Annotated in this window: 24 protein-coding genes; 8 read left to right on the top strand and 16 right to left on the bottom strand. The window is 29.9% G+C overall.

Annotated features, from left to right (window positions below; all coding sequences use genetic code 11):
* The first annotated feature begins 38 nt into the window (after positions 1 to 38).
* From petA to AMO08_RS03810, 3 genes are read left to right on the top strand one after another with little or no spacing between them, the layout of a single operon-like run.
* Positions 39 to 548 carry a ubiquinol-cytochrome c reductase iron-sulfur subunit gene (petA, locus tag AMO08_RS03820; protein WP_075485341.1) on the top strand — a complete coding sequence of 170 codons (510 nt, stop codon included), beginning with the start codon at positions 39 to 41 and terminating at the stop codon, positions 546 to 548.
* A 5-nt stretch (positions 549 to 553) separates the two neighbouring features.
* A complete protein-coding gene (locus tag AMO08_RS03815) occupies positions 554 to 1,816 on the top strand; it encodes a cytochrome b (protein ID WP_075485340.1) in 1,263 nt (420 codons plus the stop codon).
* A 40-nt stretch (positions 1,817 to 1,856) separates the two neighbouring features.
* A complete protein-coding gene (locus AMO08_RS03810; protein ID WP_425304633.1) occupies positions 1,857 to 2,597 on the top strand; it encodes a cytochrome c1 in 741 nt (246 codons plus the stop codon).
* On the opposite strand, the gene ychF is transcribed toward AMO08_RS03810, so the two are convergent.
* From ychF to lgt, 7 genes are read right to left on the bottom strand one after another with little or no spacing between them, the layout of a single operon-like run.
* Positions 2,574 to 3,647: a redox-regulated ATPase YchF gene (gene ychF, locus AMO08_RS03805; protein WP_075485336.1), complete on the bottom strand. Its 1,074-nt coding sequence runs from the start codon at positions 3,645 to 3,647 to the stop codon at positions 2,574 to 2,576. The two genes, AMO08_RS03810 and ychF, sit on opposite strands and share 24 nt — an antisense overlap.
* A complete protein-coding gene (pth, locus tag AMO08_RS03800) occupies positions 3,647 to 4,210 on the bottom strand; it encodes an aminoacyl-tRNA hydrolase (RefSeq protein ID WP_075485334.1) in 564 nt (187 codons plus the stop codon). Before pth ends, ychF begins: the two co-directional genes overlap by 1 nt.
* Before the next feature lie 41 nt (positions 4,211 to 4,251).
* A complete protein-coding gene (locus AMO08_RS03795) occupies positions 4,252 to 4,965 on the bottom strand; it encodes a 50S ribosomal protein L25/general stress protein Ctc (protein WP_075485332.1) in 714 nt (237 codons plus the stop codon).
* Positions 4,966 to 5,009: 44 nt separating this feature from the next.
* Positions 5,010 to 5,942 carry a ribose-phosphate pyrophosphokinase gene (locus AMO08_RS03790; RefSeq protein WP_075485330.1) on the bottom strand — a complete coding sequence of 311 codons (933 nt, stop codon included), beginning with the start codon at positions 5,940 to 5,942 and terminating at the stop codon, positions 5,010 to 5,012.
* A gap of 9 nt (positions 5,943 to 5,951) precedes the next feature.
* Positions 5,952 to 6,710, bottom strand: coding sequence for a peptidoglycan editing factor PgeF (gene pgeF / locus AMO08_RS03785; protein WP_075485328.1), 759 nt, complete (start codon positions 6,708 to 6,710; stop codon positions 5,952 to 5,954).
* Positions 6,707 to 7,759: an SAM-dependent methyltransferase gene (locus AMO08_RS03780; protein WP_075485326.1), complete on the bottom strand. Its 1,053-nt coding sequence runs from the start codon at positions 7,757 to 7,759 to the stop codon at positions 6,707 to 6,709. Before AMO08_RS03780 ends, pgeF begins: the two co-directional genes overlap by 4 nt.
* Entirely contained in the window at positions 7,746 to 8,516 is a 771-nt protein-coding gene (lgt, locus tag AMO08_RS03775; RefSeq protein WP_075485324.1) for a prolipoprotein diacylglyceryl transferase, read from the bottom strand. The genes AMO08_RS03780 and lgt overlap by 14 nt, the downstream gene beginning before the upstream one ends.
* A 32-nt stretch (positions 8,517 to 8,548) precedes the next feature.
* Here lgt and AMO08_RS03770 point away from each other — a divergent pair, with 32 nt between their 5' ends.
* The gene (locus AMO08_RS03770; RefSeq protein WP_075485322.1) at positions 8,549 to 8,800 is read left to right on the top strand and encodes a hypothetical protein; all 252 of its coding nucleotides are present in this window, start codon (positions 8,549 to 8,551) and stop codon (positions 8,798 to 8,800) included.
* On the opposite strand, the gene AMO08_RS03765 is transcribed toward AMO08_RS03770, so the two are convergent.
* From AMO08_RS03765 to AMO08_RS03755, 3 genes are read right to left on the bottom strand one after another with little or no spacing between them, the layout of a single operon-like run.
* Positions 8,778 to 10,097: an ATP-binding protein gene (locus tag AMO08_RS03765; RefSeq protein ID WP_075485320.1), complete on the bottom strand. Its 1,320-nt coding sequence runs from the start codon at positions 10,095 to 10,097 to the stop codon at positions 8,778 to 8,780. The genes AMO08_RS03770 and AMO08_RS03765 overlap by 23 nt on opposite strands.
* On the bottom strand, positions 10,078 to 10,755 hold the full coding sequence (locus tag AMO08_RS03760; protein ID WP_075485319.1) for a response regulator: 678 nt from the start codon (positions 10,753 to 10,755) through the stop codon (positions 10,078 to 10,080). The genes AMO08_RS03765 and AMO08_RS03760 overlap by 20 nt, the downstream gene beginning before the upstream one ends.
* The gene (locus AMO08_RS03755; protein WP_075485317.1) at positions 10,748 to 11,185 is read right to left on the bottom strand and encodes a MarR family winged helix-turn-helix transcriptional regulator; all 438 of its coding nucleotides are present in this window, start codon (positions 11,183 to 11,185) and stop codon (positions 10,748 to 10,750) included. Before AMO08_RS03755 ends, AMO08_RS03760 begins: the two co-directional genes overlap by 8 nt.
* Positions 11,186 to 11,259: 74 nt before the next feature.
* Between AMO08_RS03755 and AMO08_RS03750 the strand changes: the two genes are divergently transcribed.
* Positions 11,260 to 12,141 (top strand): branched-chain amino acid aminotransferase, encoded by an 882-nt coding sequence (locus AMO08_RS03750; RefSeq protein ID WP_075485315.1) that lies wholly within the window; start codon positions 11,260 to 11,262, stop codon positions 12,139 to 12,141.
* Here AMO08_RS03750 and pgsA read toward each other — a convergent pair.
* The 5 genes from pgsA to uvrB are packed head-to-tail and all read right to left on the bottom strand — an operon-like array spanning position 12,138 to position 17,877.
* Positions 12,138 to 12,722, bottom strand: a complete 585-nt coding sequence (gene pgsA, locus AMO08_RS03745; protein WP_075485313.1) for a CDP-diacylglycerol--glycerol-3-phosphate 3-phosphatidyltransferase — start codon at positions 12,720 to 12,722, stop codon at positions 12,138 to 12,140. The genes AMO08_RS03750 and pgsA overlap by 4 nt on opposite strands.
* Before the next feature lie 2 nt (positions 12,723 to 12,724).
* The gene (uvrC, locus tag AMO08_RS03740) at positions 12,725 to 14,560 is read right to left on the bottom strand and encodes an excinuclease ABC subunit UvrC (protein WP_075485311.1); all 1,836 of its coding nucleotides are present in this window, start codon (positions 14,558 to 14,560) and stop codon (positions 12,725 to 12,727) included.
* On the bottom strand, positions 14,547 to 14,972 hold the full coding sequence (locus AMO08_RS03735) for a dihydroneopterin aldolase (RefSeq protein WP_075485309.1): 426 nt from the start codon (positions 14,970 to 14,972) through the stop codon (positions 14,547 to 14,549). Before AMO08_RS03735 ends, uvrC begins: the two co-directional genes overlap by 14 nt.
* Complete coding sequence (locus tag AMO08_RS03730; RefSeq protein WP_075485307.1) at positions 14,969 to 15,721, bottom strand: SDR family oxidoreductase; 753 nt, start codon at positions 15,719 to 15,721, stop codon at positions 14,969 to 14,971. Before AMO08_RS03730 ends, AMO08_RS03735 begins: the two co-directional genes overlap by 4 nt.
* Positions 15,703 to 17,877 (bottom strand): excinuclease ABC subunit UvrB, encoded by a 2,175-nt coding sequence (gene uvrB / locus AMO08_RS03725; RefSeq protein WP_075485305.1) that lies wholly within the window; start codon positions 17,875 to 17,877, stop codon positions 15,703 to 15,705. Before uvrB ends, AMO08_RS03730 begins: the two co-directional genes overlap by 19 nt.
* Positions 17,878 to 17,913: 36 nt before the next feature.
* Here uvrB and AMO08_RS03720 point away from each other — a divergent pair, with 36 nt between their 5' ends.
* Together AMO08_RS03720 and AMO08_RS03715 are read left to right on the top strand one after the other, a co-directional pair.
* Positions 17,914 to 19,113: a pyridoxal phosphate-dependent aminotransferase gene (locus AMO08_RS03720; RefSeq protein WP_075485303.1), complete on the top strand. Its 1,200-nt coding sequence runs from the start codon at positions 17,914 to 17,916 to the stop codon at positions 19,111 to 19,113.
* On the top strand, positions 19,113 to 19,766 hold the full coding sequence (locus AMO08_RS03715; RefSeq protein ID WP_075485300.1) for an NAD(P)H-binding protein: 654 nt from the start codon (positions 19,113 to 19,115) through the stop codon (positions 19,764 to 19,766). Before AMO08_RS03720 ends, AMO08_RS03715 begins: the two co-directional genes overlap by 1 nt.
* On the opposite strand, the gene trxB is transcribed toward AMO08_RS03715, so the two are convergent.
* Positions 19,755 to 20,699 (bottom strand): thioredoxin-disulfide reductase, encoded by a 945-nt coding sequence (gene trxB, locus AMO08_RS03710; RefSeq protein ID WP_075485298.1) that lies wholly within the window; start codon positions 20,697 to 20,699, stop codon positions 19,755 to 19,757. The genes AMO08_RS03715 and trxB overlap by 12 nt on opposite strands.
* Before the next feature lie 21 nt (positions 20,700 to 20,720).
* Between trxB and AMO08_RS03705 the strand changes: the two genes are divergently transcribed.
* On the top strand, positions 20,721 to 21,488 hold a 768-nt coding region (locus AMO08_RS03705; protein WP_075485296.1), incomplete at its 3' end, for a mitochondrial fission ELM1 family protein.

The following is a 21,488-nucleotide window of genomic DNA, read 5'->3' as shown; positions in this document are numbered from 1 at the left end:
TTTAAATCAAAAAGAGATAATAATAAAAGCTACTAAAAGTGTCTGAAAAAAAAACAAAAAGAAGAGATTTTTTATTTACAGCTACCACAGCTGTAGGAGCTGTTGGTGCTGCTGCAGTAGTGTGGCCAATGATAGATCAAATGAATCCAGATGCTTCTGTTAAAGCATTAGCTAGTACAGAGGTTGATGTAAGTTCATTAACACCTGGAAACACATTGACTGTTTTATGGAGGGGAAAACCAGTATTTATAAGAAGAAGAACTCAAGAAGAAATTGATGAAGCAAGATCTGTGAAGATGGAGGATTTAATCCATCCTGAAAAAGATGAAGATAGAGCAAAAAACCCCGAGTGGCTTGTTATGTTAGGTGTATGCACCCACCTTGGATGTGTGCCTTTAAATGATAAAGGTGATTATAATGGTTGGTTCTGTCCATGTCATGGATCTCATTATGATACATCTGGAAGAATTAGAAAAGGACCAGCACCTTGGAATATGGAAGTACCTAAATACGAATTCGTTAATGCAAATACAATTAAAATTGGATAAAAAAAATGAGTGACCATGATTACAGACCAAAATCGAAAGTAGGACAATGGTTTAATGATCGATTGCCATTATTAACTCTTGCAAATCATTTAACAGATTATCCAACTCCTAAAAATTTGAATTATTGGTGGACATTTGGTGGAATTTTAACTTTTTGTTTAATTACTCAAATTGTAACAGGATTAACTCTTGCAATGCATTACATTGCTCATGCTGATATGGCTTTTGAAAGTGTAGAGCATATCATGCGTGATGTTAACTATGGATGGTTAATCAGATATATTCATGCAAACGGCGCTTCAATGTTTTTCCTAGCGGTCTATATTCATATATTTAGATCATTATTCTATGGTTCTTATAAATCTCCAAGAGAAATAATATGGATTTTAGGAATAATAATTTATTTATTAATGATGGCTGCGGCTTTTATGGGTTATGTCTTGCCATGGGGTCAAATGAGTTTTTGGGGTGCAACTGTTATTACAAACTTATTTAGCGCTATTCCTCTGGTAGGAGAGGGAATAGTTACTTGGTTATGGGGCGGTTATTCAGTTGACAACCCTACATTAACTAGATTTTTCACTTTACATTATTTAATTCCATTTTTAATTTTAGGATTAGTAGTTTTACATATATGGGCTTTACATGTTCCTGGTAATAACAATCCAGTTGGAATAGATATAAAAAAACCATCTAAAGACACAGTGCCTTTCCATCCATATATTGTAATTAAAGATGGTTTTGCTCTACTAATGTTCATGATTGTGTTTGCTTTCTTTGTATTTTACGCACCAAATATTTTAGGACATGCAGATAATTATATAGAGGCCAACCCAATGGTAACACCTGCTCATATTGTACCTGAATGGTATCTATTACCTTTCTATGCAATATTAAGATCAGTTCCTGATAAATTGCTAGGAGTTGTGGCTATGTTATCTGCAATATTAATTTTAGCAGTTTTGCCTTGGTTAGATACTTCAAAAATAAGATCAGCAGTATTTAGACCTTTATATAAACAATTTTACTGGATATTAGTTGCAGATGTTTTGATACTTGGCTATGTGGGCGCGATGCCAGCTGAAGGACTTTACTTGTTGATAGCACGAGTTGCGACGGCGTATTACTTTTTACATTTTTTAGTTATTCTTCCTGTTTTAGGGTTTAAAGAAAAAACTTTACCAGTGCCTTTAAGTATTACTGAGCCTGTTCTCGGTGGTTCGCCAAATTTAGCTGCCGCCAGAAATAAAGAAAGTAAAATAGAATAAGGTGAAAAATTTATTTAAATTATTTTCTATAATAATCTTTATTATTACTTCAAATTCATATTCTTTTGCTGCTGAAAAAGCAGAATATCTAAAAACTGATTGGAGTTTTAAAGGTCTATTTGGAAAATTTGATAGAGCTTCTCTTCAAAGAGGCTATCAAGTTTATACTGAAGTATGTGCTTCATGTCATTCGATGAAGTATTTAAGTTATAGAAATTTAGCAGAGCCAGGTGGGCCAGAATTCTCTGAAGTTCAAGCAAAAGCCATAGCAGCTTCATTTGAAGTAACTGATGGTCCAAATTCTGATGGTGAAATGTTTACAAGACCAGGAAAATTATCTGATAAATTTGTAATGCCATATGACAATGTAAAAGCTGCCCAAGCGGCAAATGGTGGTGCATACCCTCCAGACATGTCTGTTTTGGTTAAAGCTCGAGGTGGTGGAGTTGATTACATATATTCTTTATTACAAGGATATGAAGAAGCTCCTAGCAACGTATCTTTAGATGACGGAGTTTATTACAACAAATATATGTATGGTAATAAAATTAGAATGGCTGCTCCATTATCAGATGGATTAGTAGAGTATGGTGACGGAACAAATGCAACAGTAGAACAGATGTCAAAAGATGTAACGACCTTCTTAATGTGGTCTGCTGAACCTCATTTAGAAGCTAGACATCAGATGGGCTTTAAAGCGATTGTTTATTTAATTATTCTAACAATACTAGTTTACTTCAGCATGAAAAAGATATGGTCACGTGTTGAATCTGAAGTTTAGCACGTCTCCATCTTTTACAATATAATCTTTACCTTCTAATCTCATTTTTCCATTAGCTTTAGAATTTACCCATCCATCATTAGTTACAAAATCCTCATAAGATATAGTTTCAGCTCTAATGAAACCTTTCTCAAAATCTGTATGAATTTCTCCTGCAGCTTTGGGAGCAGTACAATTTTTTTGTATTGTCCACGCTCTAGTTTCTTCAGGTCCAGAGGTAAAATATGTATCAAGTTCTAATATTTTATACCCCTTTTGAATTAACATACTTAAACCTGTATCTTTTAAACCAATCATATCCATGTAATTTTTTTTTTCATTTTCTGCTAATTCATTTATTTGGTTTTCTATATCTGCGGAAACAACCAGGGTGTTGTCTTTTCCAAATTTTTCGATGAAGTTTTTAGTGTATTTATTTCCATCCTGTATGCTTTGCTCATCTACATTACAAACAAAGATCTTTGGTTTTATTGATAAAAGACCACTTTGATTTAGTTGTTTTGTGTTAAATTGAGAATTTAATATTGATAAATCTTTATCATTATTAATACAGTCCAATGCAATCTCTAAAATCTTAAGCTGATCTTCGTCTGCATTTTTCTTATTATTTTTTTCAAGTCTTTTTTGAATAGATTCTAAGTCAGCTAACATCATCTCAGTTTCAATGATTTCAAGATCTCTTATTGGGTCAACATTAGGATTAACATTTTGAATATCGTCCGAGTCAAAACATCTAATCATATGAATAACTGCATCAACTTCTCTTATATGGGACAGAAATTTATTACCTAATCCCTCACCTTTAGATGCACCCTTCACAAGACCAGCTATATCCACAAATGAAATAGTTGTATTTATTGTTTTTTTTGATTTTGAGACTTCTGATAATTTACTCAATCTTACATCTGGAACAGGGACTACTCCCACATTGGGATCTATCGTACAAAAAGGAAAATTTGCAGCTTGGGCTTTGCTTGAGTTTGTTAGAGCATTGAAGAGTGTAGATTTACCCACATTAGGCAAACCAACAATTCCACATTTAAAACTCATTAATTTTTATTATTTACAGTGCTAGAGAATAAATCTAATTTTTTGTCGATAAGTATTGAAATAGAATCTGTGATGTTATTGGTAATCTTTTCCAATCCAAGCATCTCATCTTCATCAAAATTTTGAAGAACAAAATCACTAACTTCCATTTTATCTTTTGGTTTACCAATTCCTATTCGCACCCTTGAATAATCTTTGCCAATAAACTTATCTATTGATGCAATTCCGTTATGTCCCGCATCAGAGCCACCAAATTTTGCTTTTATTTTTCCAAAATCTACATCTAGATCGTCATGAAAAACGATAACATCCTCAGCATCTATTTTGAAATATTCAATTAATTCTCTAATACAAATTCCAGAATTATTCATAAATGTTAAAGGTTTAATAGCGTAAACTTTTTGATCTACTACATTACCAGTTGTAAGAAGTCCTTTAAATTTTGGTTTTTGTTTTGAAAGTCCAAATTTTTTATTTATTGCATCTATGATTTTGAAACCAATATTGTGTCTATTGTTTTCACTGTCTGGGGTTGGATTGCCTAATCCTACAAGTAGAAGCATAAAATATTAGTATTGGAGGATAAAATTCAATTTTAATTAACTTATTTTTTTTCTTCAGCAGGTTTTTTATCTTCACCTTCTTTTTTATCACCTTCAGCCGCTGGTTTCTCTCCACCCTCAGCTGCTACCGCTTCTGTTCCTTCAGCACCTTCTCCTTCAGCCGCCTCAGCTTCTGCAGGTTTTTCAGGTTCTTTCATAACAGTTGGAGCTGCTAGAGTTGCAATTACGAAATCTCTTCCTTGAATAGTAGGAGTGACATCACTGTCAAGATTTATAGAAGAAATCTTAAAACTCTCTCCAATATCAACTCCATCAAGATCTATTACAAGATTTTCAGGAATTTTTTCACTTGGACATTTTAGCTCAACTTTTCTTCTTACAATGTTTAAAACCCCACCTCTTTTCAAACCAGGAGATTTTTCATGATTCAAAAATTTTACTGGAACTTCAATTCTAACTTTTATTCCTGCGACTATTCTTAGAAAGTCTACATGAACTGGTTCATCTGAAATAATGTCATATTTTATTTCTCTTGGAAGAGCTTTTTGAGGTTTGCCATCAACATTTAAAGTTATGATACTTGATAAAAAATTTTCATTTTCAATTAGTGATTTAAGTACCTTTTTAGATATTGAAATCTTTTCGTTTTGAGCTTCACCACCATAAATTATCGCGGGCACATTACCGTTATCCCTCAGCGAATTAAGCTCACCTTTAGTTTTTGTAGTTCTGATGTTAGCGTCTAATGAATTCATAAAAACAAGGTTTTTATCTCAAGTTCCTTAATAACTCAAGGTATTTATTTGAATAAATCTGATACTGAAGTTGAATTAGATATTCTTTTAATTGCTTCACCCATAAGACCTGAAATTGACAGAACTTCAATGTTTTTAGCACCTTTAACTCTGTTCATGTTATCAATTGTATCAGTTATTACTAAATTTTTAATTACTGATTTTTTAATTTTATTTACAGCTTCTCCACTGAGTACACCGTGAGTAATGTAAACATAAACTTCTTTGGCACCTCTATCTTTAAGAGCCTTAGCTGCGTTTACAATTGTACCGCCTGAATCGATTATATCGTCAACAAGAATACAAGTTTTTCCTTTAACGTCTCCAATAATATTCATTACTTGAGATTGACCTGGCTTTGGTCTTCTTTTATCTACAATTGCTAGTCCAACATTTAAAATCTTTCCTAGTGCTCTAGCTCTCTCAGTACCACCAACATCTGGTGCAACACAAATTAGATTTTTGCTTTTTATCTTTTTTTTTACATGTCTTGCAAAAATAGGTGTTGCGAACAAGTTATCTACTGGAATATCAAAAAATCCTTGAATTTGTCCTGCATGTAAATCAACAGTAACAACTCTATCTGCTCCTGCTTTAGTAATTAGATTTGAGACAAGTTTTGCTGAAATTGAGGTTCTTGGTGCAACTTTTCTATCTTGTCTAGCATAACCAAAGTACGGAATAACAGCAGTAATATTTTTTGCTGACGATCTCTTAAGTGCATCAATACATAGCAGTAATTCCATAAGGTTATCATTTGCAGGAGATGAAACAGATTGAATTAAAAAAATACTATTACCTCTAATATTTTCATTTATTTCCACATAAATTTCTCCATCAGAAAAATTTCTAATACTAGAGTTTACTAATTTAGATTTTAGATATTTGGCAATATTCTTGCTTAATGGTTTGTTGCTATTTCCGGATAATAATTTCATTAAAAAAACCTAATAAAGCATAATTATTGAAATATTTCTACCATAATCATCATGATTTAGTTTTAAAGCTCTTCTCGCACTAAAAAAATTATTATTAATATCAAATGTATCAATATTCATAGACTCAATATTTTTTATTTTATTCTTTAAAAGACATGATTTTACATATTTAGGTAAATCAAAATAAAGCTTTTTGTACTTAACTTTAAAAAATTTACTATTTTTTTTATCCTTTTTTATAAATTTTCTTTTAAAATCTGCTTTTACTTCATAATTTTTAGCCGAGATAGCAGGTCCGATAGCTGCAGTAATATTTTTAGGATTAGATCCTTTTTTGATCATAAATTGGATTACTTTGCTAATTATATCTTTGTATGCACCTTTCCACCCCGCATGAATTGCTGCAACTAATTTTGTTCTTTCATCACAGATTAAAATTGGAACACAATCAGCAGTTAAAACACCAATTGGCATGTTTTTTTGATTTGTAATTACTGCGTCTGCTTTTGGTTTTGATTTAAATGTGTTTTTTTCATCAATATAAACAAATTTATTACTATGTATTTGATGAAGTAAAAAAATACTTTTAGCGGTGCTTTTTATTTTTTTTATAACTATTTTTAAATTTTTTTTAACATTTGACGGATTGTCTTTAGAACCAGGACCACAGTTTAAACTTTTATAAATTTTTTTAGATTTACCGCCAGTTTTATTAAAAAAACCATGTTTAATAGTTTTAATTTTTGAGAGTTTTTTTGATTTTATCAATTTTGAAAACCTGTTCTAAAATTATTTTTCTTATTTTTTATAAGCATGACTTTGAATAATTCACCCATCTGCTTGTCATCTATCAAACGTCTTACCCTATAAAATAAATCTGCTTTTTTAGAAAATGCTATGTTTTTGCTGATTATTTCTGCTCTTTGAAGAATACCCATACTTGTTAAAAATTTTTTTTGATTTGTAAAAATTGAATTAATTTCTTTAAACTGACTTATAAATTTCTCAAAAGAATGAAAGTTTATATTGTAAGTAATATCAGAGTCTCCAATATTTTCTAAAATGTTAGAATATTTATGGTTATTTACCGCCTGAAGGGTTTCATGCATTTTGCTGTCTGCATAACCATAATCAATTATTAACATTCCTCCATCATTTTTTTGCACTAGGTCGCAAATTGTTCTTAAATATTTAAAAGTGTCTGGTGAATATTCTATTATGTTCTGATTTTTTGATATTTCAAAATTTAGATATTTTTCAATTTTTTCTATATCTATTTTTTCTTCTTTAAATTCAGCTTTTTTTGGATCACTCAAATTCACAAATCTTTCAAACCAACCATCTTTTTTTTTAAAAAATTGTTTGATTGGTACGGCATCAAAGAATTCATTAGCTAAAAAAATTGTTGGGTTAGAGTTTATTTTTTCAATATCTTTTAACCATAAAAATTTTTTAGAATTTAAATTTTTTTTTTGTTCATTTATTAAAAAATCACTTTTTTCATGAATTACAAAATTGCAGGCATTGTAACATTCGGGAAAATTTATAAGTGTTTCATCAATGACTTTCATCATTTCGCCATTTCCAGCTCCCAGTTCTAGCAAATTAAATTTTTTTGGAGATCCTAAACTTTTCCAAAAAGTAATTGTCCAAATTGCAATAATCTCTGAAAATAATCTTGTGATATTGGGAGCAGTAATAAAATCTCCATCTTCACCAAAAGGATTCTTTTTCATATAAAAACCTTTATCCTTATCGTAAAGAGCAAAATTTATAAATTGATCTAATGGTAAATTATTTGTTTTAGCGAGTTTCATATTTTAAATAAAATAAGATTACCCCTGATAATATAAATATTAAACTTACTACTTGCCCCATCGTTATGTTTAAAAATATATAACCTAGCTGTTCGTCTGGTACTCTATAAAATTCTACAATAAATCTGAAGATTGAGTAAATTATTAAAAATAATCCTGAAATTACACCAGGTTTATTTGAAAATTTGTTTTTAAAATAAATTAATAATAAAAATAAAAATAAACCCTCTAATAGTGCTTCATATAATTGCGAGGGATGCCTAGGAAGATTATCTATCTGAACAAATATTACTGCCCAAGGTACATTAGTTATAGTTCCATATAACTCTGAATTTATAAAGTTTGCTATTCGTCCAAAAAATAATCCAACTGGGGCTACTAAAGCGACAATATCTAAATATAAAAATGGGCTTTGATTATTTTTTTTAGCGAAAAATATAGATGCGAAAATAACTCCAATTAAACCACCATGGAAGGACATTCCTCCCTGCCAAATTTTAAATATATCTAATGGATTATTTATATAAAAACTTAAATTATAAATAATAATATAACCAAGTCTTCCTCCTAAAATTATACCTATAATTAAATAAGTTAAATAATCATCAAATTTATTTTTAACTTCAGTGTCTTGGATAAATAATTTTTTTGCGAGAATCCAGCCTAATATAATTCCAAATATATAAGCTAAAGAATACCATCTGATTTCTAAAGAAAATATTTCTAATGCTACTGGGTCAAAATTATTAATGAACATTTTTAATAATACTTATAATGTATATCTTAAATATGAAAAATTCTAAATTTATAATTGATAAGTTTGCTAAATTAATAGAGCAGGGACTAGTATCTTCAAAAGACTTGACTACTGAATTATTTAATATCTTAAAATCCAAAAGAGATGAGTTTGTTTTTAAAATGAAACTTACAAGTAAAGATGAGTTTGAAGTACTCTCAAAACGTGTTGAGAATCTTGAAAATAAAATAAATAAACTAGAGAAAAAAAAAAATAAAAAAGTTAAACAGGCAAGAAAACCTTAACTCTTAAACCATCCATTTTTGATTTTTCCAACATTATATTTCCTCCATGAGATTTGATGATATCTGATGAAATTGATAAACCCAGACCAACACTTGACTTCGAGTCTGCTCGACCTTTATCTATTTTATAGAAAGGTTTAAATACATTTTCATACTCATTTTTTGGTATTCCAGGACCGTCATCATCAATAATAATGAATAAGTTTGTATTTTTTTTACTTAGGTTAATTTCAACTTTGTTCGCATATTTCAATGAATTATCAATTAGATTATTTAGACATCTATTAATTAAGTTTTTCCTACCATTAAAGTAAATTCTTGGTGTTAAGTTTTGTGAAATATTTTCATTATTATATTTTTCAATTACTTCTGAAATTAATTCAGATAGGTTAAACATTTCATCTTTTTCAACATATGATGAGCTAGTGAATTGCAAATATTCATTTAACATTTTCTCCATTTCATTGATGTCTTCTGTTAATTTATTAACAGTTTCTTTATCTTTTATAAAAGCCAATTGCAGTTTCATCCTTGTTAAGGGTGTCCTTAAATCATGACTTATTCCAGATAACATTTCTGTTCTTTGATTTATGTGTCTTTCAATTCTCTTTCTCATTTTATCAAATTCATGTCCTGCTTGTCTTATTTCAAGAGCTCCAGAGGGTTTGAACTCTTCAATATTTTCTCCTTTACCAAACCTTTCGGCCGCACGTGCTAGATTTGTGATTGGTCTAGTTTGATTTTTTAAAAATATTAGAGAAATAATCACCATTATAATTGCAGGTACTGTAATCCAAAGAGCAAATATTCTTGCTGAAGAACTTGCAACTCTATCTTTAGGTACTAAAAATTTAAAATAACCATCTTGATATTTAATTCTTAAATCAATTAATTCTTTATAACTTGTTGTATCAAACCAGTATTCATCTAATCCAAATTTAGATTTTAGCTCTCTTCTTAAAGTTCTATCTATTGGACTAAACCATCTTTCGGTATCTGTACTTTGTAATTTTTCGTTATTGATGAGTTCAATGTTTAAGTCTAAAAATATGGAGAAAAGATCTAATAACTCTTGTTTATTTTCTTGCTCACTTCCATGGGCTTCAATAAATGTACTAATTTCATTTACCAGGGTTCTTGTCATACCTTTGTTTGTTTTGATCCAAAGGCTATCAAAAAAAACAATTGTAATTACTAGTTGCAAAACTAAAACTGGAATAGCAACTATAAGAAGGGCTCTGTAAAATAATCTTTTTGGTAATATTTTTTTTAAGTAATTACTCAATCCAGAGAACATATCCTGCACCTCTTATTGTCTGTAAAAATTTTGGATTTTTTGGATCAATTTCTATTTTTTTTCTAAGCCGAGTAATAATAACATCTATTGATCTCTCTTTATCTAAATTGATTAATTGACCAATATCTTCCCTAGAAAATGTTTTGCCTGGGTTATTAATCATTTTTTCTAAAATTGTTTTTTCAGTTGCATTAATCTTAAATTCTTTATCACTTTTAAATATTAAAAGTTTATTCAAATCAATTTTCACATTTGCAAATTCTATAACCCTTTTCTGATCAGTTTTGATAGTTTTACTTAATATGTTTTGTATTCTTAGAATTAATTCTTTTGGTTCAAATGGTTTTGGTAAGTAATCATCAGCACCAATCTCTAACCCTTCAACCCTTTCACTTGCTTCTCCTTTAGCAGTCAGAAGTATAACTGGTGTTTCTAATTTTTTTTTATTTTCTTTTAAAAATTCAAGTCCGCTTTTACCCGGCATCATGATATCCAAAACTATTAAATCAAACTTAATTATTTTAATTTGCTCTAGTGCATTTTCTGCATTTTCAGCAGTAGTGACTAAAAAATTATTTTCATTTAAATACTTTTTTACAAGAGATCTAATTCCATCATCATCATCAATCACTAGTATATGTGCAATAAACTTATCCATTAATTATTTTACTTAGTACATTATCAAAATTTATAACTTCTTCAGAACTTGAATTTAGCAAAGCATTATAAATTCTCTTTTTTTGTAAATTGAAAATTTCATTAAAAATTTTTTTACCTTTATCATTTAGAAAAACATGCTTTACTCTAGTATCTTGGTCATCTTTTTTAAAAATGACGATTTCAAGTTTAATTAAATCGTTAAGAACACGATTTAAGCTTTGTTTTGTCACTTTTAATCTTTTTAGCAGCTCAGAGATGGAGATACCCTCATACATTGACAATAAATGAATTACTTTATGATGTGCTAAACCAATTGAATATCTATCTAATATTTTTTTTGAGTCAGAAAAGGTTTCTCTGTAGCTTACAAATAGTTTTTCAATAAGATCTTTGAGCTGGTCATCTTTTAAATACAAAAGTTCTTTCATAATAGGTAAGTTATATTGACATATTAAAGATACAAAGATATTTTTCAGTTATAAATTAAAAAATATTTTCACACATGATACCTTACGACAAGAGATCTGGAAAAATATGGTACAACAACGAATTAGTTGATTGGGCTGACGTTAAACTGCATGTTTTAAGCCATGGTATGCACTATGCTAGTTGTGTATTTGAAGGTGAGAGAGTTTATGATGGTTCAATTTTCAAATTAGAAGAACACACAGCTAGATTTTTTCATTCTGCTAGAAGAATGGGTTTTGAAATTCCATATACAGAAGAAGAAATCAATAATGCATCAAATAAAATTATCGCAACCCAAAAAGTAGAAAATGGTTATGTAAGACCTGTTGCTTGGAGGGGTAGTGAGATGATGGCTATTTCTGCTCAACAAACAAAAATACATGTTGCGATTGCAACATGGGAATGGGGATCATATTTTGATCCCAAACTTAAAGTAGAAGGAATTAGATTAAATATTTCAAATTGGAGAAGACCAGCGCCTAATACAATCCCATGGGACACGAAGGCATCAGGTCTTTACATGATTTGTACTCTCTCAAAACATGAGGCAGAAAAGCAAGGATATACAGATTCTTTAATGCTTGATCACGAAGGTAATATTGCTGAAGCAACTGGAGCAAATATTTTTTTCAAAGATAAAAATGGGGAAATTCACACTCCAATACCAGATTCTTTTTTAGACGGTATTACAAGAAGAACTGTAATTGGAATTGCAAAATCAAAAAATATAAAAGTGCATGAAAGAAAAATTAGTCCAACTGAATTACCTAATTTTGTTGGATGTTTTTTAACTGGAACAGCAGCAGAAGTAACACCAGTATCTTGTATTGCTGAAAATCAATTTAAAGTTTGTGATACTATTATTGATTTAAATGAAAGTTATCAGGTATTGGTTAGGAAGAAAAAAGCAGCCTAGTCTTTGCTATCTTCAGACATAGCGTGATCAATACCTTTTCGCATATAATCATATGCAGTAAAAAGTGTTAAAGCAGCCGATAACCACAAAAGAATTATACCTATTGTTTGAGCGTTATAATCTTGGAAATTAATTATTTTATTTCCTGTATCTCCAGATAATAAAAGAGCTATCGATACCATTTGTAATACTGTTTTAAGTTTAGCAAGGTTTGAAACGGGAAGTTTTATTTTTCCTTTTGCTAAAAATTCTCTTAAACCTGAAATTAAAATTTCTCTTGTAAGAATTATTATTGCTGCAATTACTTCATAATTTCTGATCGTTCCATCCATCACCAGAAGTATTAATGCTGTAGCAACAATAATTTTATCTGCTATGGGATCTAATAATTCACCTAGTTTTGACTCCACTCCAAACATTCTGGCTAACATACCATCTAAAAAGTCTGTAAATGATGCCACAATAAATAATATTAAAGCCGTAAGATCACCATAAAATCCTGGAAGGTAAAAAGCCAAAACAAAAAAGGGAACAATTATTATTCGCCCTATCGTTAATATGTTTGGAATTTTTTTTAGCATAATTATTCGTGAAAAAAGTTATATATCTTTTTTGCCACTTTTTCTTCAACACCTTCTACAGATTTGATTTCATCTAAGCTGGCAGACTCAACCGATCTTGCTGATCCAAAATGGTTTAATAAAGCTCTTTTTCTTATAGCTCCAATGCCCTCTATTTGGTCTAATAAAGATTTACTAATACCTTTTTTTCTTTTTGCTCTGTGAGCGCTTATGGCAAATCTATGTGATTCATCTCTTATTCGTTGAAGAAAAAATAGGGTAGGGTCGTTTCTCTTAAATTTGTATTCTTTGCCATTGTGAAAAAAAGTTTCATTTCCACTATTTCTAAATTTACCTTTTGCTATCGCAATAATTGGAATGTCGTGAAGTCCTAGTTCATTAAGGCTTTCTCTAGCAACAGAATATTGACCTTTTCCTCCATCTACTACAACCAAATCTGGAAAAGCAAGGTAATTTTCTTTTTCTTGAACTGCTCTTTTAAACCTCCTATTCAACACTTCTCTCATCATTCCATAGTCATCTTGCTCATTTTTTTTGTGTTTAATATTAAATTTTCTATATCTTTTTTTAATAAATCCTTCATCACCGTATGCTATTAAAGCTCCAACACTATTAGTACCTTGAATATGACTATTATCGTAAACCTCAATTAAATTTATATTGTTTTCCAAATTAAATTTTTGAGCTACTGCATCGAACAATTCTTTATTATTCTGACTTTCATAAAGTTTTCTATTAAGACTATCTTTTGCATTTTTTATTGCTTGATTAATAACCTTGAGTTTTGATCCTTTTTTTGCAACTGAAATATTTATTTGTTTACCTTCTTTTTGTGTCAGCGTTTTTTCAATTAATGCTTTTTCTTTTATTTCTTCTGAAAGAATAACTGATGAAGGAACACTTTTATTTTCATAAAATTGAGAGACAAATGAGTTTAGGATTTCACTAAATTTTTCATCTGGATCATGTTTTGGAAAAAAAGCTTGATTACCCCAATTTTGTTTTGATCTATAAAAAAACACTTGAATACAAGTTTTTCCAGATTCTTTATACCCAGCAATAACATCTGCCTCAATTAAATTTGCTTCGTTAATTCTCTGTGAAGATTGAATTATGTTTAACGCTTTAATTCTATCTCTTAAAATTACAGCTTTTTCAAAATCAAGATCATCACTTGCCTTTTCCATTTGATTAGAAAGATTTTTTTGAATTTTCCTAGATTTGCCTGAAACAAATTCAATAGCATCCTCTACTGTTTGATTATAATCCTCTTTTTTAACATACCCTACACAAGGCCCAGAACATCTCTTTATTTGATATAAGATACACGGTCTTTCTCTGTTCTTGAAGACGGTATCATCACAAACTCTTAAATGAAAAATCTTTTGGATCATTTTGATTGTCCAGTTAGCAGAACCAGCAGAAGCAAAAGGTCCAAAGTAAAAACCTTCTTTTGTTTTTTTTCCTCTATGTCTTTTTATTTGAGGCCACTTATCTTTATTACCAATAAATATAAATGGAAATGACTTATCATCACGTAATAGAATATTAAATTTTGGTTTATACTTTTTAATTAAATTTGCTTCTAGAAGTAATGCTTCACTTTCATTAGATGTTGTTGTTATCTCTAATTTTCTTGTTTGAGATAACATTCGTTCAGTTCTAATTATATGATTTTTTTCTGCAACATAACTCTTTAATCTATTAGGTAAGTTTTTGGCTTTACCTACATAAAGAATTTCATTCTTTTCATTAAGCATCCTATATACGCCTGGAAGTTTTGGTACTAGAGTTAGCTCTTTTTTAATTACTTCTTTTCCTATTTCAGAGCTTATCATGGCTTCTCTTTTTGGTAATTTGAATACCAACAGATGAACACTGTTTTAAGATTTCTAATTTTTCAATTTTTAACATTATTTTAGCAATCCTTTTGTCTTTAAATAATTCGTCAAAAACAGCTTCTGCTAAAGTTTCTAGGAAATTATAATGTTTCTTTTTTACAAGTTTTGTTATTAATTTCACGATAGTTCCATAATTAACGATGGATTTTATATCTTTATCGCTTGAAGGTTTTTTGTCCTCATAGTCTATTTCAAGACTAAATTTAACTTTCTGTTGTTTTTCTTTTTCAAAATCGTAATAACCAAGTTTTAAATCTAAGATTAATTCATTAATTAGGATTTTTTTCTCATAATTAAATAAGCTTTTATTTTTATCTATTTTGACAATTTTCAAATTATTTTTTTTCATTCTTTGCCCATTACATCTGGTGTTTGCCAGTTAAGATTTTGACCACTATCAATAGCCAAAACTTGACCAGTAATAGATATATTTTTAATAAAAAAGTCAACAGCATTACATATTTGCTCCACGTCAACTTGTCTTTTCAGTGGTGTTGCTAAATATTGCTTTTTAAAATGTTTTTCAGATTGTCTTTGATTTTTTATAGTGGGTCCAGGTGCAATAGCGTTTACTCTTATATTAGGAGCTAAACTCATAGCACTAGTTTTAGTTAAAGTATACAAACCTGTTTTGCTAAGAGTGTATGAAAAAAAGTAAGGAGTTAATTTGAAGACTCTTTGATCAATAATATTTATAATATTATTATTTTTGCCTTTAACATTTTTAGAAAATTCTTTTGTTAATAGTGCAGGTGCTCTTAAATTAGTTCTTAAATGCTTACTCCAACTATCCAATGAAAAATTTTCTAATTTATCATTTTCAAATAAAGAGGCATTATTAACAAGACAATCAAAAAATTTTAGTTTTGATTTTGCAAATTTAATTATTTTTTTTATATCACTTTCTTTACTTAAATCACCTTTGACTAGGTAAACTTTTGTACTTATGCTAGATAATTCTTTTTTTAATTTTTCTGCTTTTAATTTTGACTTGTTATAATGGATTAAGATTTCTTTATTTGGACCGGATAATTTTCTGGCAATTGCTGCCCCCATTCGAGTAGCTCCACCAGTAATTATTATTTTCCGTGCTTCCATTTCTTATCTCTTTTTTTTGTAACTTTAGTTCCTGGCATACCCATAGTTGATCTACCTTTTGGATAAAGCTTATTTTTTACATCATACTGTCTTATTTTCGGATTTAATGTAATTTCTAATTCAGTGCTCTCTAATTTTCTTATTTCATCTCGTATTTTAGCAGCCTCTTCAAACTCTAAATTAGATGCAGCTTCTTTCATTTTTTTATCCAAGCCTTTGAGATGTTTTTTAAGATTGCCGCCAATATTTGAACCTTCACTTATTTTAACGTAGTCTTTCTCATAAACGCTCTCTAAAATATCACTAATTTCTTTTTTAACAGATTTTGCATCTATCTTATGTTTCTTATTATAATCTAATTGAATTTTTCTTCTTCTATCAGTTTCTGCAATTGCTTTTTTAATACTTTTTGTTTCTTTGTCAGCATACAAAATTACTTTACCATCAACATTTCTTGCAGCCCTACCAATCGTTTGAATTAAAGAGGTTTCAGATCTCAAGAATCCCTCTTTGTCGGCATCTAAAATTCCTACTAATGCACATTCAGGAATATCCAATCCTTCTCTTAACAAATTAATTCCAACCAAAACATCAAATACACCCATTCTTAAATCTCGCATGATTTCAATTCTTTCAAGTGTATCAATATCTGAGTGAAGATATCTTACCTTGATTCCATTCTCATGAAGATATTCAGTTAGATCCTCAGCCATTTTTTTAGTTAGTGTTGTTACTAATACTCTATGATTATTTTCTATAACTCGTTTACATTCATGCATTAAATCATCGACCTGATTTTTTGCTGGACGTATTTCTACAGGTGGATCTATTAAACCTGTTGGTCTTATAACTTGATCAATAAATTTACCTTTTGTTTGCTCTAGCTCCCATGGTCCAGGTGTTGCTGAAACAAATACAGTTTGTGTTCTCATTAAATCCCATTCTTCAAATTTTAATGGTCTATTATCCATACATGAAGGAAGTCTAAATCCATATTCTGCTAAAGTACTTTTTCTTGATCTATCACCTTTATACATTCCATTGAGCTGTGGAACTGTAACGTGACATTCATCCACAAATATTAAAGTATTATCAGGAAAGTATTCGAAAAGAGTAGGAGGGGGCTCTCCAGGTTTTCGTCCCGACAAAAATCTCGAATAGTTTTCAATACCAGCACAAGAGCCAGTTGCTTCAATCATTTCAAGATCAAATTTAGTTCTTTCTTCTAATCTTTGTGCTTCTAATAATTTATTTTCAGCACGGTGTTTTTTTAAAGTTAGTTCTAATTCTTTTTTTATATTAATTACTGCTTGTTCAATTGTGGGTTTTGGTGTGATGTAGTGGCTATTGGCATAAACTTTTACTAAACTTAATTCTCTTACTTTGTCACCAGTTAAAGGATCAAACTCTTCTATCTGTTCAAGTTTATCTCCAAACAAACATAATCTCCAAGCTCTGTCCTCTAGATGTGATGGAAAAATTTCCAAGTATTCTCCTCTTGCTCTAAATGTTCCTCTATAAAAATTTTGATCATTACGTTTGTATTGAAGAGCAACTAAAGACTTAATTATTTCTTCTCTGTTATAATCATAATTTTTTTGGAGTGTTAAAGTCATTTTGCTATAAGCTTCAACAGATCCGAGACCATAAATACAAGAAACACTTGCAACAATTAATACATCATCTCGTTCCAAAAGAGACCTGGTTGCTGAATGTCTCATTCGATCAATCTGCTCGTTAATAGAGGCCTCTTTCTCGATGTATGTGTCTGATCTCGGCACATAAGCTTCAGGAGTGTAATAGTCATAGTATGAAACGAAATATTCAACAGCATTGTCAGGAAAAAAAGTTTTCATTTCCCCATAAAGTTGAGCAGCTAGAGTTTTATTTGGAGCTAAAATTAACGCAGGTCTGTTGGTAGCTTCAATTACTTTAGCCATTGTAAAAGTTTTTCCAGATCCTGTTACACCAAGTAAAACTTGGTTAAATTGATCTTTGTTGGCACCATTTACTAATTTTTTTATCGCTTCCGGCTGGTCACCTGCAGGTTTAAAATCAGATTTAATTTTGAATTTTTTTCCACCCTCTAGTTTTCCACCTATTTTAGGATTTTTACTCTGAATATCTGTAATTAAATCTTGATAAGTATTTTCCATATATTAAACAACGTAGTAGAATTTATTTATATTTCAATGAGCATAATATCAGACAGTTTAAAGAAGATTAAACCATCACCTACTATTGCTGTTACTCAAAAAGCAAGAGAATTAAAAGCTGCTGGAAAAGATGTTATTGGACTTGGTGCAGGAGAACCAGATTTTGATACTCCAGTTAATATTAAGCAAGCAGCTATAAAAGCTATTAATGATGGTGATACCAAATACACTGCAGTAGATGGAACTCCAGCATTGAAAAAAGCAATAGTAGAAAAATTTAAAAAAGAAAATAATTTAGATTATACAACTGATCAAATTACAGTTGGTGCTGGTGGAAAGCATGTAATTTATAATGCAATGATGGCCACATTAAACGAAGGTGATGAAGTTATAGTTCCTGCTCCTTATTGGGTTTCCTATCCCGATATGGTTTTATTAGCTGGAGGAAAACCAGTGATAATGGAATGTGATGAAAAACAAGGTTTTAAAATAAATCCAATTGATCTTGAAAAATTTATAACTCCAAAAACTAAATGGATTATTCTTAATTCTCCTTCAAATCCAACCGGAGCATGTTATTCAGAGCAAGATATAAAAGCAATTGCAGCTATTTTAGAAAAACATAATCATGTTTATATTTTGAGCGATGATATTTATGAGCACGTGACTTATGAGGGTTTTAAATTTTTTACAATTGCTCAAATTAATAGTTTAAAAGATAGAGTGCTTACAATGAATGGCGTAAGTAAAGCTTACTCAATGACAGGCTGGAGAATAGGGTATGCAGCTGGTCCAAAAGAAATTGTTAAAGCTATTGCTAAAATTCAATCACAATCAACAACTAATCCTTCTTCCATTAGCCAAGCGGCTGCAGTTGAGGCGCTAAGTGGAACACAAGACTTTATTAAGGAAAGAGCAAACTCTTTTCAGGAGAGAAGAGATTTTGTTGTTAGTGCTTTAAATGCAATAGATGGAATTGAATGCCTCAATCCAGATGGAGCGTTTTATGTTTTCCCAAGTTGCAAAGGTTTAATGGGCAAAAAAGATCCTAATGGTAATGAAATTAAATCTGATACTGATTTTGTTCAATCATTATTAGAGAATAGTGGGATTGCTGTAGTCCAGGGTTCTGCATTTGGTTTAGAAGGTTTTTTCAGAATTTCTTACGCAACATCAATGGATAATCTTAAGAAAGCAATGAATAAAATATCTAATTTTTGTAAATCCTTAAATTAATGAAAACAGCCCTAGTGTTTGGTTCATCAGGTTTAGTTGGTGGGCATCTTGTTAATGAACTTATTATGAATTCAAATTATTCAAAAATAAAGATTTTTGTTCGTTCAAAAATAGAACTTATTAATCCAAAAATTGAAATTATTGACACTAATTTTAATGATTTAGAAAAGCATAGAAATGATATTACAGGTGAAGACTGTTTTTTTTGTATTGGAACAACAAGAAAAAACTCACCTAATAAAAATGAATATGAAAGAATTGAGCTCAATATTCCTAGACAAATTGCCCAAATCGCTAAATCAAATTCAATTAAATCATTTTTTTTTGTTTCATCTGGTTATGCAGATCCAAAAAGTTCAGGTGATTATTTAAAATTTAAAGGATTAGTTGAACAAGAAATTAAAAATCAAAATTTTGATAAAATTGGGATCATGAGACCATCTTTCTTATTGGGAAATAGAAAAGAAAAAAGAATAGGTGAAAAATTTGGTATAATATTATTTCAATTGTTAACTCCAATTTTAGTTGGACCTTTAAGGAAAATGAGACCCATTAGGGCAGAAATAGTCGCTAAAGCAATGGTAAAGTTGGCAAATGAAAATATTAATCAAAGTATATTTGAATCAAATGAGATTGCTGAATTAGTGAGATAGGAATTTTTCAGCTTCTAATGCTGCCATACAACCCATTCCTGCAGCTGTAACGGCTTGTCTAAAAGTTTTGTCTTTTACATCTCCAGCTGCATAAACACCAGGAACATTAGTTTCTGTTGAGTCAGGTTTGGTAATTAAATATCCTTCATTATCCATTTTTAATTGATCTTTAAAAAGTTGAGTAGCTGGATCATGACCAATAGCAATGAATACGCCATCAAGTTTCAATTCTTGTATTTTATTTGTTTTAACATTTTTAATCTTGATTCCTTTGACATTTTTAGGATCTTTGTCACCTAACACATCTTCAACTACAGAGTCCCAAATTATTTCTATTTTTTTATTTTCCATTAATTTTTTTTGAAGCATTTTTTCAGCTCTTAAACTATCTCTTCTGTGGATTAATTTTACTTTAGATGCAAACTTTGTAAGGAACATTGCTTCTTCAACCGCTGCATTACCTCCTCCAACTACAGCAACTTCTTTATTTTTAAAAAAGAAACCGTCACAAGTTGCACAAGCAGAAACTCCAAATCCTCTAAATTCCTGTTCTGATTTTATATTTAACCATCTTGCTTGAGCTCCAGTAGAAATAATAATGCTATCAGCAGTATATTTCTGGCCACTATCACCAATTGCTTCAAATGGTGAACTTTTTAAATTTACAGATCCAATATGGTCTTCAATCATTTCAGTTCCAACTGCTTTTGCTTGTTCTTTCATTTGATCCATTAACCATGGCCCCTGAATAACTTCAGAAAATCCTGGATAATTTTCAACATCAGTTGTCGTTGTTAATTGTCCTCCTGGCTCAGATCCATAAACTAAAATAGGATTTAACATTGCACGAGCAGCATAAACTGCTGCTGTGTATCCAGCTGGACCTGATCCAATTATTAACACTTTTGTGTGTTTAGTTGGATTTTGACTCATATGAAAGCTATATAGTGATTAATGACTAAATTAAAAGGTATTTTATTAACTCAAGGTATGCATGGCATGATAAGCCAGGTAGAAGGTTTAGCAAAAGCTTTAGATTTGGATTTTACACACCATAAAGTTGAACTAAATAATTTTTGGAAAATTGTTCCTCCAAAATTAACTCCAATATCACAAAATGTTTATAAAAAAATAAACGAGTATGATTTTGATGTAATTATTTCATGTGGAAGAAAAAGTGTGATTCCATCAATCCACTTAAAAAGTATTTCAAAAAAAAAAGTTTTAAATATTCATATTCAAGATCCAAAGGTAGATTTTAATCATTTTGATTTTATTGTTGCTCCCGAACATGATGGGATAAGCGGTACAAATGTAATTAAAACAAAAGGTGCAATTCACTATTTAACAGAAAATGAAATTGAAGAAAATAGAAGTTATTTAAATTCATATATCAAACAGGATAATAGAAAAGTTTGGTGTTTGATAATGGGTGGTCCTACAAAATATTATGAGTACTCAACAAAAAATATGAAGCATATTTTTTCAATTTTTTACAAACTATTGAAAAAACATGATTTTCAACTTGTGGTGATACCTTCAATGAGAACACCATTAAATACTATACATTATGCAAAAGAGTTTTTTGGAGAAAATCACACTGTAATTATGAATGTTGATAAAAAAGCTTATCTTTCAGCTTTAGCAATTTCGGAAAATATAGTTGTTACATGTGACTCTAGCTCTATGATTTCTGAAGCTGCCTTAACAGGAAAACCAATT

Source organism: Candidatus Pelagibacter communis, assembly GCF_001180205.1.
Taxonomy (GTDB): Bacteria; Pseudomonadota; Alphaproteobacteria; order Pelagibacterales; family Pelagibacteraceae; genus Pelagibacter; species Pelagibacter ubique_O.
This window is presented reverse-complemented; position numbering and strand designations above follow the sequence as displayed.

Bases quoted from the DNA above. Each gene is read 5' to 3' on its own strand.
- AMO08_RS03755 (WP_075485317.1), bottom strand. From the start codon at position 11,185: ATGAAAGAACTTTTGTATTTAAAAGATGACCAGCTCAAAGATCTTATT.
- ychF (WP_075485336.1), bottom strand. From the start codon at position 3,647: ATGAGTTTTAAATGTGGAATTGTTGGTTTGCCTAATGTGGGTAAATCT.
- AMO08_RS03765 (WP_075485320.1), bottom strand. From the start codon at position 10,097: ATGTTCTCTGGATTGAGTAATTACTTAAAAAAAATATTACCAAAAAGA.
- uvrC (WP_075485311.1), bottom strand. From the start codon at position 14,560: ATGATAAGCTCTGAAATAGGAAAAGAAGTAATTAAAAAAGAGCTAACT.
- trxB (WP_075485298.1), bottom strand. From the start codon at position 20,699: ATGAGTCAAAATCCAACTAAACACACAAAAGTGTTAATAATTGGATCA.
- AMO08_RS03815 (WP_075485340.1), top strand. From the start codon at position 554: ATGAGTGACCATGATTACAGACCAAAATCGAAAGTAGGACAATGGTTT.
- AMO08_RS03760 (WP_075485319.1), bottom strand. From the start codon at position 10,755: ATGGATAAGTTTATTGCACATATACTAGTGATTGATGATGATGATGGA.
- AMO08_RS03770 (WP_075485322.1), top strand. From the start codon at position 8,549: ATGAAAAATTCTAAATTTATAATTGATAAGTTTGCTAAATTAATAGAG.
- AMO08_RS03780 (WP_075485326.1), bottom strand. From the start codon at position 7,759: ATGAAACTCGCTAAAACAAATAATTTACCATTAGATCAATTTATAAAT.
- AMO08_RS03795 (WP_075485332.1), bottom strand. From the start codon at position 4,965: ATGAATTCATTAGACGCTAACATCAGAACTACAAAAACTAAAGGTGAG.
- AMO08_RS03735 (WP_075485309.1), bottom strand. From the start codon at position 14,972: ATGAAAAAAAATAATTTGAAAATTGTCAAAATAGATAAAAATAAAAGC.
- lgt (WP_075485324.1), bottom strand. From the start codon at position 8,516: ATGTTCATTAATAATTTTGACCCAGTAGCATTAGAAATATTTTCTTTA.
- uvrB (WP_075485305.1), bottom strand. From the start codon at position 17,877: ATGGAAAATACTTATCAAGATTTAATTACAGATATTCAGAGTAAAAAT.
- AMO08_RS03730 (WP_075485307.1), bottom strand. From the start codon at position 15,721: ATGGAAGCACGGAAAATAATAATTACTGGTGGAGCTACTCGAATGGGG.
- AMO08_RS03720 (WP_075485303.1), top strand. From the start codon at position 17,914: ATGAGCATAATATCAGACAGTTTAAAGAAGATTAAACCATCACCTACT.
- AMO08_RS03715 (WP_075485300.1), top strand. From the start codon at position 19,113: ATGAAAACAGCCCTAGTGTTTGGTTCATCAGGTTTAGTTGGTGGGCAT.
- AMO08_RS03750 (WP_075485315.1), top strand. From the start codon at position 11,260: ATGATACCTTACGACAAGAGATCTGGAAAAATATGGTACAACAACGAA.
- pgsA (WP_075485313.1), bottom strand. From the start codon at position 12,722: ATGCTAAAAAAAATTCCAAACATATTAACGATAGGGCGAATAATAATT.
- AMO08_RS03790 (WP_075485330.1), bottom strand. From the start codon at position 5,942: ATGAAATTATTATCCGGAAATAGCAACAAACCATTAAGCAAGAATATT.
- pth (WP_075485334.1), bottom strand. From the start codon at position 4,210: ATGCTTCTACTTGTAGGATTAGGCAATCCAACCCCAGACAGTGAAAAC.